9 protein-coding genes and 1 pseudogene are annotated in these 15,695 nt (G+C 46.6%); 2 read left to right on the top strand and 8 right to left on the bottom strand.

Annotation, left to right across the window (positions count from 1 at the left end; genetic code table 11):
• Positions 1 to 5,032 (bottom strand): InlB B-repeat-containing protein (locus G614_RS27165; RefSeq protein WP_207637841.1); only part of this gene is annotated, 5,032 nt, incomplete at its 3' end.
• Between the two features lie 609 nt (positions 5,033 to 5,641).
• Between G614_RS27165 and G614_RS34330 the strand changes: the two are divergent.
• Positions 5,642 to 6,783: pseudogene (locus G614_RS34330) on the top strand (AAA family ATPase).
• Positions 6,784 to 6,937: 154 nt separating this feature from the next.
• Here G614_RS34330 and G614_RS0109125 read toward each other — a convergent pair.
• The 4 genes from G614_RS0109125 to G614_RS0109140 form a co-directional block, all read right to left on the bottom strand.
• Entirely contained in the window at positions 6,938 to 8,149 is a 1,212-nt protein-coding gene (locus G614_RS0109125) for an AfsR/SARP family transcriptional regulator (protein WP_027641725.1), read from the bottom strand.
• A gap of 71 nt (positions 8,150 to 8,220) precedes the next feature.
• On the bottom strand, positions 8,221 to 9,546 hold the full coding sequence (locus tag G614_RS0109130; RefSeq protein ID WP_027641726.1) for an MATE family efflux transporter: 1,326 nt from the start codon (positions 9,544 to 9,546) through the stop codon (positions 8,221 to 8,223).
• A 134-nt stretch (positions 9,547 to 9,680) separates the two neighbouring features.
• A complete protein-coding gene (locus G614_RS0109135) occupies positions 9,681 to 10,184 on the bottom strand; it encodes a GreA/GreB family elongation factor (RefSeq protein ID WP_027641727.1) in 504 nt (167 codons plus the stop codon).
• 91 nt (positions 10,185 to 10,275) lie between these two features.
• On the bottom strand, positions 10,276 to 11,415 hold the full coding sequence (locus G614_RS0109140; RefSeq protein ID WP_027641728.1) for a transglutaminase domain-containing protein: 1,140 nt from the start codon (positions 11,413 to 11,415) through the stop codon (positions 10,276 to 10,278).
• Between the two features lie 275 nt (positions 11,416 to 11,690).
• On the opposite strand from G614_RS0109140, the gene G614_RS0109145 reads away from it, so the two are divergent.
• Positions 11,691 to 12,200, top strand: coding sequence for a superoxide dismutase family protein (locus G614_RS0109145; RefSeq protein ID WP_027641729.1), 510 nt, complete (start codon positions 11,691 to 11,693; stop codon positions 12,198 to 12,200).
• A 96-nt stretch (positions 12,201 to 12,296) separates the two neighbouring features.
• On the opposite strand, the gene G614_RS0109150 is transcribed toward G614_RS0109145, so the two are convergent.
• The 3 genes from G614_RS0109150 to G614_RS0109165 form a co-directional block, all read right to left on the bottom strand.
• Positions 12,297 to 13,286, bottom strand: coding sequence for a tRNA dihydrouridine synthase (locus tag G614_RS0109150; protein WP_027641730.1), 990 nt, complete (start codon positions 13,284 to 13,286; stop codon positions 12,297 to 12,299).
• A gap of 626 nt (positions 13,287 to 13,912) precedes the next feature.
• Complete coding sequence (locus G614_RS0109160; protein WP_027641732.1) at positions 13,913 to 14,923, bottom strand: GGGtGRT protein; 1,011 nt, start codon at positions 14,921 to 14,923, stop codon at positions 13,913 to 13,915.
• Positions 14,924 to 14,950: 27 nt separating this feature from the next.
• Positions 14,951 to 15,643, bottom strand: coding sequence for an iron-sulfur cluster assembly scaffold protein (locus G614_RS0109165; RefSeq protein WP_002569846.1), 693 nt, complete (start codon positions 15,641 to 15,643; stop codon positions 14,951 to 14,953).
• Positions 15,644 to 15,695: the final 52 nt, after the last annotated feature.

The following is a 15,695-nucleotide window of genomic DNA, read 5'->3' on the forward strand; positions in this document are numbered from 1 at the left end:
AATGCGTATCTTCCGTGAACTGCGTTGTTCCGGCTTCCGGCTTCTCCGGGTTCCAGCTCTCGCTTGCCTGGTTGTATCCGTTGGCTGCCGTTGCCTTTGCTATCTGGGCTTCCGTCAGCGTTCCCACGCCTCCCTCTGCCTTCGTCGCATAATGGTCATCCTTATACAGCGTCACATACTGTGCTTCTGTCAGGTCCACTCTTCCGTTCACCGCACTGTAGGTTACTTTAATCTGGTACTCATCCGGGATCTGGTCTCCGTTGTCGTCCACTCCGAAGTTCGCTACGTATTCGGATGCTACATACACGCCTCCTACCTTCTCAATATCCTCCGGCTTCAGCTCTGCATTCCAGCTTACCACCTCTCCGTCCTTCGTCCAGTTCTTGAACGCATATCCGGCCTTTGCTGTCGCTACGGAGCCTTTCGGCGTTCCTGTTGCAGGATTCACACTATCAGGATTGTTAGTCGTTGTTCCGTGCTCTGCGTCATCCGGCACATATCTTATTTCCACTGCCGCATTTTCGACAAACCGTCCTTTTAATGTAACATCATGAGTAGGCATCATAAATTTACCATTAGATAATGATGCTACATCGTCAGTCTCCCATCCAATAAAGGTATATCCTGGAACGCTAAGTGTAGGTTCAAGTGTTACTGTTTCCTTATATTTATAACTTCCACCAGTAGGAACAATAACTCCTTCAGGCTGCGGCCCATCAATTACATATTTTACATCATAGCTGCTTCTCACATAGAACAACTTCATAGTCAGTATATTTTGGATATTCGTTGTTCCACTTGCTATTGTTCCTGCAATACTTGTATCCAGTGTAAAACCTTCTGGCACAGGTTCTAATGCTTGAGCCGAAACTGGTATACCAGATTCAACACCTGTGGTCGTTGTGATATCATGTAAGCCAAATCGCTCGTTTTCATCAACATAGCTCACTCTTTCAAACCAATGTTGTGTATGGTATATAGCTTTCTTCTCTCGGTAAAAGAATACCGCCTCAGGCCTCTCTTTTGTTACACTGACCACTGGAGCAGATACTAAGGTGTATCCTTCAAAAGATTTAAAGTTAACCGCTAATTCATGATCACTTGTTTCATTCTCAAAAGGACTGCTTCCCGGCACTGCATCTTGTGTTCCCTCCAACAAGTATTTTACAGTGTAAGTCCATTTTTCGACTGGGGTGTATTCAAATACAATTTCTTGATCACGCTCTGTTATTTTAACAGTCAATACTGTAGCCTTAGGATAATAATTATCAATTGACTTTGCTGCTTCACTGACAGTAGAACCTAATTCAGCATTTCGTGTTTCTTCAGGTGCTATAACGCTTCCATCTGCTGATGAGACATACTTCACTGTATAATTTACAGTATCAGAGCTTTCCCATCTTGCATATAAAATTGTATCTTTCACAATCTTAGATTCAGCAATATATTTTTTCGTCATTTGAGGGTCTGTATACCATCCAAGGAAAACATCACCTGTTTTTTTTGGTACTGGAAGGTCAGATAAGACATCTCCCTTTTTTACTGTAATCTTGTCAATGGAATCTCCACCATTTGTTTCAAACATAACATCATATTTAGGAATTTCCCACTTGGCATAGATTGTAACGCCTTCCGCAGGCATCCTTGAATCCCAATCCACCGCTGTAGTAAATCCCGGGTCAAGGTACCAGCCTGCAAATTTATAATCATTATCTATATTGGCCGGCCGTCCGGGCTCTCCATCAGGTTTACCAGTTGATAAAGGTGCTTCAAACTTGATTTTTTCAGGGTTCATTGTTGCGCAATTTTCGAAAAATAACTCATAAGAATTACGCGTATAATATAACCACAAGTCAGATGACCCATCGGATGAATATTGCTTCCAAGAATCAAAAGCAAATCCGGTTATCGGCATCTTATCTTCCTCGGTCAGATGAACATTACTCGATGCATTAAACGCAGCATATGTTAACTTTTCACCTTGCGTTAACCCCTCAACATAATAATAGATTTTTTTACCACTACCAGCGTTTTTTCTATACATATTCAAATTTTCCGCCGGCATATTTGCTATTAATGTGTATTGAACACTATCATTTTTATTTGGTCCCCAGCAGTCTTTAGCACAAGCCTTTTCCCATTCCTTTGATACATCTGCGCCATAACGTGCGGTTATTCTTAAAGATGCATCTTCCTGCCACCATATTAAATCCTTTCTATAAAACTTAATCGTATACTGCTCTCTATCATAATATACATTCTTTACCGCCAGGCCATCCGCAGTAATCTCTACACTACCTGCGGATTTTTGATTGTTTAGAGCAAACCCCTCATAGTTCTTTATCTGAGTAGGAATATTATCCCCCACTGTTCCGTTCCGGCCATAAGTAATTTCCGCTACAGCGTATTCTCCAACAGTAAGTGTCTCTTTCCAATATACCACTTTATAATCCGCCTCAGCAACACTCTGCCACTTTGCCGTAACCACAGTATCCTGAGCGGGCATTGTTGCAGGTACCGTTTCCCAACCCAGGAATTCATACCCCAACCTTGTAGGTTTTTCTACGGGTTCGTCGACTGCTGCGCCATATACAACTTCCGTGGGAGCGATATAACTTCCGCCATCTCCGGTATCCCAAGTCAAAGTATATAGATTACGCTCATAATGTACTTCGACAACAGTTCTGCCATCAGACCCAATCGCAACCTGGGCAATGGGCTTTGGCGTAAAGCCTTCATACTCTTTCGCAGCAGCCTGGGTATTCAACCCAACCTCTCCTGTCAGAGTTTCAGTAATTACCGGTTCAGACGGCTGGCTTCCATCCGGGTTCAGCAGATAGTGTTTAACCTGATATTGGGTCTCTCCGCCTTTATAAGTAACGGTAACTGTTTGATCACCACTATATACACCATTAAAGCCAACCACAGTTTGATCCGCTACAAATCCGGCTATTTCCGGCGATGCAATAGTATAATTACAGTTAACACCTGCCTGAACTTCCGCTACCCATGGTTGGGCTGCCACAGTTCCATCGGAATATATATAGTTTACTGTAAGCCTAATTAAATCAGCCGTCTTAGAATACCGGGCATATATATCGGAATCCCCCGAAATGTTCTGAGGGCTGGGATCCCATCCGACAAAAACATACCCATCAAATTCAGGCGCAGCGGGCAATATTGCGTCATGCCCTTCTTCCACATATTGTGGTCCTGAAATCAGTTTGTTCTGACCATCCTCCGCATACCAGAAATTAACTTCATAATAATATCTTTCCTCAGTCTCAATCTCCGCATATATGGAAAAATGATTTGTAACAAATGCAGCCTCATCACTGCCAGCATCTACGTTTGTAACTGTTTCCGCCGTATATGGATTAGGCTCAGCCGCATCCAGACTCAAAGTACTTATTCCACTGTTCTCGTCGTCCATATGATATACAACAGACTCGCTGCTGTTTATCTCAGTTCCCTCAAAAGCAACCCTAACGCTGCCCTTAGGCTGTATCTCATTTCCATCAGCATCAAAGAGTTTAACGTCCGCTGCGAATATATCTACGGCTGCCAGATTCTGTCTGTTCAGCTTCTCATTAGCAGCTTCCTTCATCAATTCAAGCTCGCTGTCATCAATAATCGCTGTCGCCTCGATATAACTTCCCTGTGGTACCACACCAGGATTTGCTGTCAATGTAACATTGACATTCTCAGCACCATCTACTGTAGCTGAAAGCTCAAGCTGTCCCTTCAAAACCTTAAGGTCTTTTAATTTGGTCACATAAGCCTTCGCTGTGCTGCAATACCCCATGCCAACTATATCATTCTTCTCAGCCTTATTAACATTTTCTTCCGGTTTCATTTCCTCCGGCTTAGTTACTTCAGATGGAGTACCAGCCTGAACCGGCTCTGTCACCTCAGGTGTCTCAACTGCTGTTGCGGTCTCCTCATCCTCTGTCGGAGCTGTTGTGGTCTCCTCAGCAGATGTGCTTTCACTTGGATTTACATCCTCGCCTCCTGCTTCTGTTGTCGCATCCGGAACTGTAGTAGACGTTTCTTTTGTAGCTTCAGTTGAATCCGTAGAATCTGTGACTTCTGTAGGTTCTGTAGCCTTCTCAGTTGTTTCGGGTTCTTTTTCTTCTGTTTCTACTTCTGCCTTAGTTGTTTCCTTTGGTTCCTCTACATGTTCTTCAGCTGCATCCGCCTTAGGCTGTTCTGGCACTCCGCCTTCCTCGTTATCAGCAACAATTGGTGCATAATGACGAGTAATAGAAGCAACGGGTTCGCCGGTTGAGTTCTCCGGCTCAGCTACCTCAGCTTCAGAGGTTTCCGGTTCCTGAGTTTTTTCCTCAGTGGTTTCCGGAGCTTCTGTAGTTTCCGGTTCAGTCTGTTCGGCTTCTGTTGTCGAATCTGTCTCGCTTTCTGAAGGAGCCTCTGAACTGCTCTCCTCTGCTGCGGTCGTAGTTTCTTCCGGCGCTACAGTTGTTCCCTCATCCGGTGCTGCTGTAGTTCCTTCCTCTGGTGCAGCAGTACTTCCTTCTTCCGGTGCAGCAGTACTTCCTTCTTCCGGTGCCGCTGTCTCAGATTCTGTCGGAGCCGTAGACTCCTCCTTTGCCGGTCCATTGTCTTCCGCTGGAGCGGTGGTTTCCGTTGGCTTGGAGATATAATTGATTTCTTCTTCACCAAAAGCAGCCTCAAAACTTTTTACCCTGATAGCTTTTGTTGACTTCAGTTTCCCACCTTCATCATCATAAATCGTGGTAGAGAAACTAACCGTATCTTCCCCATTATTCACATATAAGAAGATAATCTCCTCATCGCCGGTTACCATATACATGTCATCGGCATCTTCCGGCAGACGTACGAATACTCTCAGTTCCGCATCCATACTGCCGCCGTCCGGATCCGGGAATACTTCTAATACTTTCCCCTCTCCGTAGAACAAACTCTCGAATTTAGCAATGTCTCCATTGGTAAAGTCAAGATCGCCCGGTGATATTACATTGCCGTTTTCGATAGCTTCTTCGATAGCTGTCACCAATTGGGAACCAGTCATTTCGAATGTGACAGACTCTGACGACGATGTAGCCGCATAAGCTGCGTTCAGGTCCGCACCCACATTGGTGCAAACCATGGCTGCCGCTAACGCTAAGGCCACCAGACGTTTCCGCATGTTATAGACTGATTTCTTTAACATGCAAGACCTTTTTCGTCCTTCCATACTTACACTCCTCTCATAATTTTTTCTTTCTACATGATTCCTGATAATCCAGCTGTCCGAAACTAGTATAGCAAACCACAGTTACAATCTGGTTACAATTTAATAAAGTTTAAAATTTTTATTAAATTAATTATGTAATTATAGCTTCCCTCGCTATAATCATAGCAAAGAGGGCGTTATGCAAAGCGTTATTTTCCCCTGATTTCTCGTTACTTTTTATTTATATCATTAAAATTTCGCCTGCTTTTTATAACCTTTTCATGTATTTATATCCATATATTTCCATTTATAAAGCTTTAAGAACTCCTCTTGTCAATGAGAAAAAAACTCATTTTAATTGTATTATTGTCAATATTATGGTAAAATGGTTACAGATACAAATGACACATATTTTTGAGTTTTTCTCTCACGTTTTGAGGTGTTATTATGCTAATCCAGTTCAGTTTCAAAAATTTCAAAGCATTCAAAGAGGAAGTTTTGTTGGATTTCCTACCTGCCTCCATCAACGAACATAAAAATACCCTGTTGAAGGACCCGGCTGACGGCGAACGCATCCTTCCCCTTATCGGAATCTATGGCCCTAACGGCTGCGGGAAGTCCACGGTCCTCAACGCCTTATCCTGTCTCTCCTCCCTGGTTACAGCATCTGTAACAGTGCCAACCAGAATCAGGGATGTGCATTGCATGTTTTCATCTGAGTGCAGGGACACCCCCACCCAGTTTGACGTGTTATTCCGCAGCCAGGGATTCCTGTTCCGCTATCAGCTCCAGTTCTCAAAGGGAACCATTGCTGAGGAGAATCTGTTCTACGGTAGTCTGGGCGGGAGTGATACGGGTATTCTTTTTAATAGGAAGGAATCCGTCATTCATCCCGGGCGTGAACTCATCTCCTTCCCCCTCAAGGCCGTGCCCCCATCGGTGACTTTGCTGTCTTGGCTCAATGCCTATACGGATTCCATACATGCCAGGGCCGCCTATTCCTGGTTCAGCAGAATACAGGGAAACAGTCCCAAAGAACTGCCTTCCGATACGGACGCCGGAGACTGTGCGGTATCCTTAAGGATTTGGGACTTGATATAACGGATTACAGTATCATACCGGACTCTGACCAAAAATCCCCTGCTGCATTCCTTGTTCACAGTCCTTATGAAGGCTGTACCTTCGAACTGTCATGGGAAGAGGAATCCATGGGCATTAAAAAACTGCTCTCACTGCTGCCCTCAGTCCTGGCCAGTCTGGATGACGGCAGCCTGATGATGGCAGATGACCTTGACTGTATTCTTCACCCTCACGCACTCCGTTATATGATTGCACTCTATGCCAACCATGAGAAAAATCCTCATAATGCACAATTGCTATTCACTGCCCATAATACTGCCATTCTGCAGCCAACGCAGATGCGCCGGGATGAAATCTGGCTTTGCTGCCGTCAGGATGGGCAGGATACGGAATTATATCCTCTGTCCAGTTACAAAAAAGAAAACGGCCTCATACCGCGTAATGATGAGGCCTATGGAAAGCAGTATCTGGAAGGCCGTTATGGGGCCATGCCTAATATGCATGCCTAGAACGCGTTTAATTATTACATTCCAAAATCCGGATACCATATGCTTTCTATATAATAAACAAAGCCGCCGCAGATTCACTCTTCTGCGACGGCTTATCTAATACCAACCAGTCTATTCTATTACAAATTTTTCTGTCAGCTTCCCCTCATTCTCCCTATATCAGACTCTCCGGCATCACCTGGTAATTGAGTTTCACCTTCCTGGCTCCATCCCAGAGATGCAGGTTACTGTCAATCCGCTCATAAATCAGCAGACAATACTCATTGGACGTGCCGTTGAGCATGACCAGATATTGGCTGGGATTATAGCAGGTAAATAAATCGCCTTTCCTGAGGGACTTGGCGATGGCATCGTGAAGCTTTTCTGACGCGGTCTTTAAAAGCTCCCCGCCTGTATCCAGAGGCTTTCCCTTGGAATCCAGCAAGGTACAGCACAGAAGCACGCCGGAAAAATCCCCCCTCTCCGCCATGCGGGCCAAAAGCCGGTAACAGTCGATAAATGCCGGGTATGCACAGTAATAAGGTCCGTTAATCCGGTCCCTCTCATGAAGGCTGTCCCTTATATCCTTAAGCGTATCGGATGTATAACGAATCTGTCCGCTCATAATGCGGAACCGTTCCAGCATCTTCTCGGATGGAGGAAGTCCCTGTTCCTCAAAATACTGGGAAACTGCGGCGTCATACACCTGCATGGCCTCCTTGAACCGCTTCATGGCAATGAGGCAGTCAATTTTCATAATCTGGCATTCCTCATACGGATACAGCTCGCAGGCATAATTACATATCTCCAGAAGTCCATTATATTCCCGGTTTTTTCGCATTAGACTGCTGGCAGCCCGCAGGCAGCTGAAATACAGCTCCTGATATCGCACTCCCACCGCTGATACCCATTTCTCACCGGCGAGCTGGTCCAGAAATTCTCCCTGATACAGACTGCAGGCACGTTTTAAGAGTGCCTCATCATGGGTGCGCAGGGCCTCCTTTGCCGTATTCTCGAAATCTCTGGCATCGATATACACAGGCAGTTCCCCGCTGTCCCATCTGTAGATTCCTCCGTCTGTGCGGATATACTCGCGGGGCGGCAGTTCACTGCCCTCCAAAAGCTTGCGGAGCCGGAATACCGTGGCCCGTAAACTCCCCGAAGGATTGGAGCATTCACCATTTCCGTAAAGTATGTCCAGAAGCTCCTCCCTGTGTACGCCCTCCTCGCCGGAATACAGCAATATAAGTACCAGCTGCAGTACCTTTCCCGAAGGTCCTCCGGGAATCTGCAGGGGCTTCCTGTTATATTCCAGCATGATACTTCCCATCATAAACACGGTCAGACCCTCCCCATCTCTGGCCGGATAATATGTACCTTCCTCCATTTGTATCCCCCTTGTAGTAAAGCGTTATTTTATATATAACACATTTTACTACAGATTCCTTAGTTTCTCCATTATTTATCTTTCATAAACCAAAAATAGTAAGGAACCTCAGCCAAAAGCATGACACTCCAGCCTATGGCACAGGCATATGCAACCCCCGGAAGTCCGATTCCGGGGGTTAACAGGTACACAAACACTACCCTGAGGCTGGTCTGGACAAAGGTTCCTAACAGAGTAACGCTCATATTTCCCATTCCTCTGAAAAATCCCTGTATCCCATTGGTAAATGCCGGAAACACATAAAATAACGCCATCATTCCCAGATAACTGCTGCCCAATGCCACAATCCCTTCATTTCCTGCCGTAACGAACAGCCCCATAAGCGGCCTTCTGAACAATGTAATGGTTATGCAGATGAACACCCAGTAACATGCTTCCAGCATGAGCCCTCTTCTCAATCCCTTTCGGATGCTTTCCTTCCTGCCCGCCCCTCTGTTCTGCGCCACAAACGTGGTAATTCCATGTGAAATGCTCTGCTCAGGGGTAAACGCATAGTCATCAATTCGATTGACCGCGTTGAATGCCGCAATCATATCCACGCCCAGCGGATTGACGGCGCCCTGAATCAACAGCTTTCCGATGGGCTGGCAGGACTGCTGCAACGCCGTTATGCTGCCGTAACGCAGTGTCTGCCTGAGAAGCTGCCTGTCCATGGTGAACTCCCCCCGCCTTAACTGCAGCATGGGGATTTTTCTGTATACATACGTTATGCAGAGAAAGGCTGAGGCCGCCTCCGCCACTACCGTGGTAACAGCAGAACATACAATGCCAAACCCCAGCCCCCCAATAAAAATCAAATCCAAAACCGCATTTAGTATAGAAGAAAATGCTAAAAACTTGAGTGGCGTTTTGGAATCTCCCACACTCTTAAGGGCAGCCGATACCGCATTATAAAAATAAGTAAACGGCGCACCCAGAAAAATGATGGACAGGTAAGAAGCCGCTTTGCCCAGTATCTCATCCGGCACTCCCAGTGCTCCGAGCAGAGGTTTTGAGAAAAATCCTCCTAATGTGGCTATCATCACCGAAAAACAGCAGCCGAATATGACTGTGGTGGACATTTCCCGTTTTAACTTTTCTTTCTTACCCGCTCCATAGAACTCGCTCATCAGTACAGACGCCCCCATACAGATGCCCGATATTCCGAGTATGACAATATTCATCACCGGGCTTGCCGTACCTTCCGCTGCCAGCGCCTCCTTTCCTATGAATCTGCCGGCTATGATGGAGTCCGCTGCATTGTAGGTGAGCTGGAACATATTGCCCAGAATCAGGGGAATGGAATAGTCCGCCAGATGTTTTGTAATGCCGCCTTCTGTCATGTTAACTGCCGCCATATGGTTCTCCTTCTGTCCCTCATTTTATATGTGAACACTCTTATCGCCGGAAAAGGCCCGGCAAGACCTTCTGAATCTTTTCAACCTTCTGCCGGGCCTGAATCCATATAGAATGGAACGTGAATGGTATTCTGTTAATAACTGCGCAGCTTATCTTCATCATCTTCCGTGGTCTTATCAATGGAGCGAATCTCCACATCATATCCAAAACAATCGTCCACCTTCACATAGACCTTATCCCCTGCCTTGCGGCCCCTTATGGCCTTGCCCAGAGGCGAATCAATACTGATTAATCCCTGAAGGGAATTACCTCTGACAGTAGTTACAAGCTTATAACGTTCCGTCTCATCATCATCGGGAATATAGACCTCCACTGTATCTCCCAGGCCCACTTCGCCTTCCCTGGAGATATCGGATATGATTCTGGCGGTTTTTATCATTTTTTCCAGATAACGAATCCTGCTCTCATTCCTGTTCTTATCCTGCTTGGCCGCCTTATATTCAAAATTCTCACTTAAATCCCCATGGGCCCTGGCTTCCTTCACTGCCTCCAGGGCTTCCTTGCGGACCACTAATTTGCGGTATTCTATTTCTTCCTGCATTTTCTTTATATCATTGGCTGTCAGATTATCATACATTCTATTATTCTCAGTCCTTTCTTTTCCGGAATCTCCGGAATCACTTTTCAGAATTCTTCCGCCGCCATGTTCCACGGCCTAAGCCTCCGCTCTACGGATATTTCCGAAGCTGTCTGCCGTTGCTTAAATCATACACCTGTCCGGGAGCCAGATTTCCATAATCCACATGGGCAATGTATGGATTGGCCTTATTATAATAAGCGGCAAAAATGCGCTCCACTTCCTGGTTTGCCGTGGTCTTAAAACACCGGTCCACCATGGTCTGGGGCATCAGTCCTGTCACGGACAAATCCACCTTATACCAGCTGCCTCCTGCTTCCACGTAAACAAACATGTGGTCCTTATCATTATCGTCCGGCGCGCAGAAGCAGTTAAGGCCCATGGACCTGGCCAGCATCTGATATGCCACGGAAATGCCTTCGCAGACAGCCTTATGATTTACCAGGCAGCCATAGGCTGTGAAGGACGGGTCTCCGGAGGTGTCCTCCCCGTTTACAAACCGGTTATACAATCCTGTATCATACGTGCAGCCCGAGGCAATGTAAAGGGCCGCATGCTTTGCCCGCTCCAGTTCACTGACATCTCTCCACCGGTAGCTGTTCAGATAATCCCGGAGCACCAGGGCCAGGGCATTTCGCCTCTGTTTGTAGGTATCGCTTCCCACATTTTCCTGATACAGGGCCACCTGGCCCAGCATCAGAAGACTGTCGCCGTCCACAGCCATTTCCCCTGTCCCTATCTGGTCGCTTTCCCCGTACAATGCCTTGCACAAATCGTCGGAAAGCCCAAAATAATTATACAGCCCATAATTATTATCCTGGCGCAGGCGCCTCTCCATCACAGGTTCTCCCTTTGCATTCCACCCCATGATAACATCCACATATTGAAGCCCGGCCTGGTCCAGGTAGTCCTTCAGGGGGTAATTGGCATCATAGGCTGCTTCCCATCCTCCAACCGTCCACGCACCATCCGGTCCCACCTGGGACCAGGCTCCTGCATAGACAGTGGTGGATAATAAAAGGGCTGCTGCAGACGCCGCTGCCAGCAGCCTTATCATTGACCGGCCTATGTTTAATTGTTTCATGCCTGATTGTTTGCTGTCTGGCTGTTTCAAATTCCATTGTTTCGTCTGTTTCATATTTGATTGCTTTATATTCGATTGCTTCATGCTCGATTCCTTCATACCCGATTGCTTCATGTCTGCCTCCCCACTGCCGAATCGTCTTACCATAATCTGTCTCCTGCTTTTATAAATTGTTTATTTTCCCTTTAGTTTCTTTATTGATTCTTTAGCGTGTGCTCAAACTTTGGCCACATTTTCCCTGTATAGTAATACCTGTAAGGCGAAAGACCTTTTACTATACAGGAAAACACTTTTTCATACCTATGACCGGCAGCTCCCCTTCTGCCGGTCCCCTCCAAATAAAAGATAAGTTTACCGATTCAGGTAAACTTATTTTTTTATGCGCATATGCTATAAAGAAATCATCTTTACAGGAGACCATTATGGCCAACCAATCCGTCACTCCTGCTGACATCTTTGCTGATTTGCTGCGCTTTCGGGCCCCTGCCGCCATTGCCTGGGTCAGAGGCGGAAGTGCTGCTCCCAACTTAAGCGGCCTGGTAAAATTCTACCAGACTCCTTACGGGGGCGTGCTGGTGGAAGCCGAAATCTTCAATCTGCCGAACAAACAGGTGCCCGGCTCTACAAACTATTATGCCATGCACATCCACCAGAACGGCGATTGCTCTGACGACTTCGCAAAAACAGGAGACCACTACAATCCGTCCGGCGAACCTCATCCGGAACATGCAGGCGACCTGCTTCCTCTTCTTGGAAACGAAGGTTATGCCTGGCTTTCCTTCTATGACAAGCGCTTCTCCACAGATGACATTATCGGCAGAGCCGTAGTCATTCACAGTCATGCCGACGACTTTACATCCCAGCCCTCCGGAAACTCCGGAACCAAAATCGGATGCGGTGTCATTGAAAAAGCGGATTACCTAAAAGTATAGCACAATAGCAGGAAAATATCATCCCTGCAGTTTTCACAAAAATACCCAGGAAATGCGGCAGAACAAATTACAAGCAGAAAGTACCGGATACCGCCATTAATACGTGCGGAATCCGGCACCTTCCATGATATCCAGGTCCCGGAATACAGCAGCTGCCGCTGCCTCATATTCTTCCAGTCTCTGTGATTTCTTTATTCTCTTAATGTATTTCCCATTGTCGGAAAAAATCTGAATCATGCAGGCCCACAGTTCCTTCATCTTAAACAGGACATTTCTGTCCCCGGACATGATTTCGCGATAGCCCTCGTATACCATCTGGTGGAATTGTTTTAATGTTTCCTTGCCGGTTCCCACACCACTGGAATTTGCCCCTGCCGCAATCCTGTCCAGCAGTCCGGGATTGGATATGATTCCACGGCCCAGCATTACTCTATCCAATTCCGGATAATCTCCGCACAGTGTCTCATAGTCAGATATAGTAAATATATCCCCATTATAGCACACCGGGGCCCGGCTGCCGTCAAACCCGCCGCGAAATGCCGGCATATTCGGGGTATTCTTATAGTAATCCGTACGGACCCTGGGATGCAGGATCAATTCCTTCAGCGGATAGCGGTTGTAGATTTCTAAAAGTTCCGTGAATTCATCCGGCGATATCAGCCCCAGTCTCGTCTTCACAGACAATTCCATGCCCATCTCTTCCATCTTCCCGCACACCTCGTCCAGAAACCGGTCCAGACTGTCCGGCAGCCCCAGGAAACCAGCCCCTTTGTGCTTGGACACCACGGTGCCCGATGGACAGCCTAGATTCAGGTTTATCTCAGAATATCCGTACTCCTGTAATTCCTTTGCTGTCCGAATAAAATCCCCTGCCTGGTTTGTGAGTATCTGCGGGACCACGTACATGCCCTGATTATGTTCCGGCAGGATGTCGTTCAACTCCCGGGAGCTTAGGTAGCTGTTGGCCTTTGGGGACAGGAAGGGAGTAAAGTATTTGTCCATGGGATGATAGCAGGCATGGTATGCATTGCGGTATATATAGCCGGTGAGGCCTTCCATGGGCGCCATGTAATGTTTAATTTTCATATCAGATATCACTCTATTCTCAAAAAATCACTGCTTTTTAAATCAATATCATTGGGCACCCTCACCTTACACCTTGATATTGCATCGTGTAAAAGGATGGCTGGCATTGATTATATTCCGGCCTATGCTGTTTTCTTCCGTCAAAATGCGGCTGTCTGCTTCATCTGATTCTGCAAATAACAGGGGAGGAAATACAAGTTCACTTTCCGTGAATCCATTTTCCCTCAACCCTATGGCATACAAGGACATACTGGGTCCGTTACTGCTCCTTTCACACTTCAATCTGCAATTCTTTTGGACCAATGCCCGAACTATATTTTCATCCGGCCTGTCTCCAATTCCAAAACACCGTTACCTCGGAACAATTCCTCAGCTCTAAAACTATATACAACAGTCAGCCTAAGTTATTCCTCTTTAAAAGGAAAAAGAAACCCCAAGGAGTTGCCCCTCCTTGGGGTTTCGCTTTGCGTCCAATGGACACAACCGCTTTTCTCTGCTAATATTATATTTCGACAAGGAAGCGCTCTCCTCGATGGTGGCAGTAACCTTTGATTTTATGGCATTTAAAAGCCGTTTGGGTACTATACAGGTACTACCAGCTGCATTCTATTTTTAAAACAATTCACTTAAAACTTGCCTGCTTTGCTGGCCTCCTCGATGCTAACCGCAATCGCCACCGTCATACCAACCATTGGGTTATTACCAGCGCCGATGAGACCCATCATCTCAACGTGTGCAGGTACGGAAGAAGAACCAGCGAACTGAGCATCTGAATGCATACGTCCCATGGTATCGGTCATACCGTAGGAAGCAGGACCAGCTGCCATGTTGTCCGGATGCAGGGTACGGCCTGTACCGCCGCCGGATGCTACGGAAAAGTACTTCTTGCCCTTCTCTACGCATTCCTTCTTATAGGTTCCTGCAACTGGATGCTGGAATCTGGTTGGGTTGGTGGAGTTACCGGTAATGGAAACATCAACACCTTCCTTCCACATGATGGCAACGCCTTCTGTTACGTCGTTAGCGCCGTAGCAGTTAACCTTTGCGCGAAGTCCCTCGGAGTAAGACTTTCTCCACAGCTCCTTAACCTCGCCTGTATAGTAATCCATCTCTGTCTCTACATAAGTAAATCCATTGATTCTGGAGATAATCTGTGCAGCGTCCTTTCCTAAGCCGTTCAGGATAACGCGCAGTGGTTTCTGACGAACCTTATTTGCCTTCTCAGCGATACCGATAGCGCCCTCAGCTGCGGCAAAGGACTCGTGGCCTGCCAGGAAGCAGAAGCAGTCAGTATCTTCTTCCAGAAGCATCTTGCCCAGGTTGCCATGTCCTAAGCCAACCTTACGCTGGTCAGCAACAGAACCTGGAATACAGAATGACTGAAGGCCCTCGCCGATAGCAGCAGCTGCGTCAGCTGCCCTTCTGCAGTTCTTCTTAATAGCAATAGCAGCACCTACTATGTATGCCCAACAAGCGTTTTCAAAGCAGATTGGCTGGATTTTCTTAACCTGATCATAAACGTCCAGGCCTGCATCTTTCGTAATCTTCTCAGCTTCTTCAATGGAAGCAATGCCATAGCTGTTTAATACAGAATTGATTTTGTCAATTCTTCTCTCATATGATTCAAATAATGCCATCTTCTTATTCCTCCTATTCGGTCTTCATCATTCTTTACGTGGATCGATAATCTTAACAGCGTCAGCAACACGGCCGTACTGGCCCTGTGCCTTCTCCCATGCTGTGTTAGGATCGTCGCCCTTCTTGATGAAATCAGTCATCTTGCCAAGGCTTACGAACTGATAACCAATGATCTGATCGTCTGCATCCAGTGCAATACCAGTCACATAACCTTCAGCCATCTCCAAATAGCGGGGACCTTTCTTCAGGGTTCCGTACATGGTTCCAACCTGGGAACGGAGGCCCTTTCCTAAATCTTCCAGACCAGCTCCTACAGGAAGTCCATCCTCAGAGAATGCACTCTGTGTTCTTCCGTAAACAATCTGAAGGAACAGTTCTCTCATAGCTGTATTGATAGCGTCACATACCAAGTCTGTATTTAAAGCCTCTAACACAGTACGGCCCGGCAGAATCTCTGCTGCCATAGCGGCGGAGTGTGTCATACCTGAGCATCCGATGGTCTCAACCAGAGCTTCCTGGATAATTCCTTCCTTTACATTCAGTGTCAGCTTGCAGGCACCCTGCTGAGGAGCACACCAGCCTACGCCGTGGGTCAGGCCGGAAATGTCTTTGACTTCTTTTGATTTTACCCATTTTGCTTCTTCCGGAATTGGAGCAGCGCCATGATGAACGCCCTGTGCAACTGTGCACATCTCTTCTACTTCATGTGAATAAATCATGTGTTAAAACTCCTTTCAAAAATGAATTTGATCAAGTACAGTGCCCATTCGT

Source organism: [Clostridium] clostridioforme AGR2157 (genome assembly GCF_000424325.1).
GTDB lineage: Bacteria > Bacillota > Clostridia > Lachnospirales > Lachnospiraceae > Enterocloster > Enterocloster clostridioformis_A.

What these genes read in the sequence shown, in the direction of transcription:
- G614_RS0109135 (WP_027641727.1), bottom strand. Translation starts at nt 10,184, where the DNA reads ATGTATGATAATCTGACAGCCAATGATATAAAGAAAATGCAGGAAGAA.
- G614_RS0109140 (WP_027641728.1), bottom strand. Translation starts at nt 11,415, where the DNA reads ATGGTAAGACGATTCGGCAGTGGGGAGGCAGACATGAAGCAATCGGGT.
- G614_RS0109165 (WP_002569846.1), bottom strand. Translation starts at nt 15,643, where the DNA reads ATGATTTATTCACATGAAGTAGAAGAGATGTGCACAGTTGCACAGGGC.
- G614_RS0109125 (WP_027641725.1), bottom strand. Translation starts at nt 8,149, where the DNA reads ATGGAGGAAGGTACATATTATCCGGCCAGAGATGGGGAGGGTCTGACC.
- G614_RS0109150 (WP_027641730.1), bottom strand. Translation starts at nt 13,286, where the DNA reads ATGAAAATTAAACATTACATGGCGCCCATGGAAGGCCTCACCGGCTAT.
- G614_RS0109130 (WP_027641726.1), bottom strand. Translation starts at nt 9,546, where the DNA reads ATGGCGGCAGTTAACATGACAGAAGGCGGCATTACAAAACATCTGGCG.
- G614_RS0109160 (WP_027641732.1), bottom strand. Translation starts at nt 14,923, where the DNA reads ATGGCATTATTTGAATCATATGAGAGAAGAATTGACAAAATCAATTCT.
- G614_RS0109145 (WP_027641729.1), top strand. Translation starts at nt 11,691, where the DNA reads ATGGCCAACCAATCCGTCACTCCTGCTGACATCTTTGCTGATTTGCTG.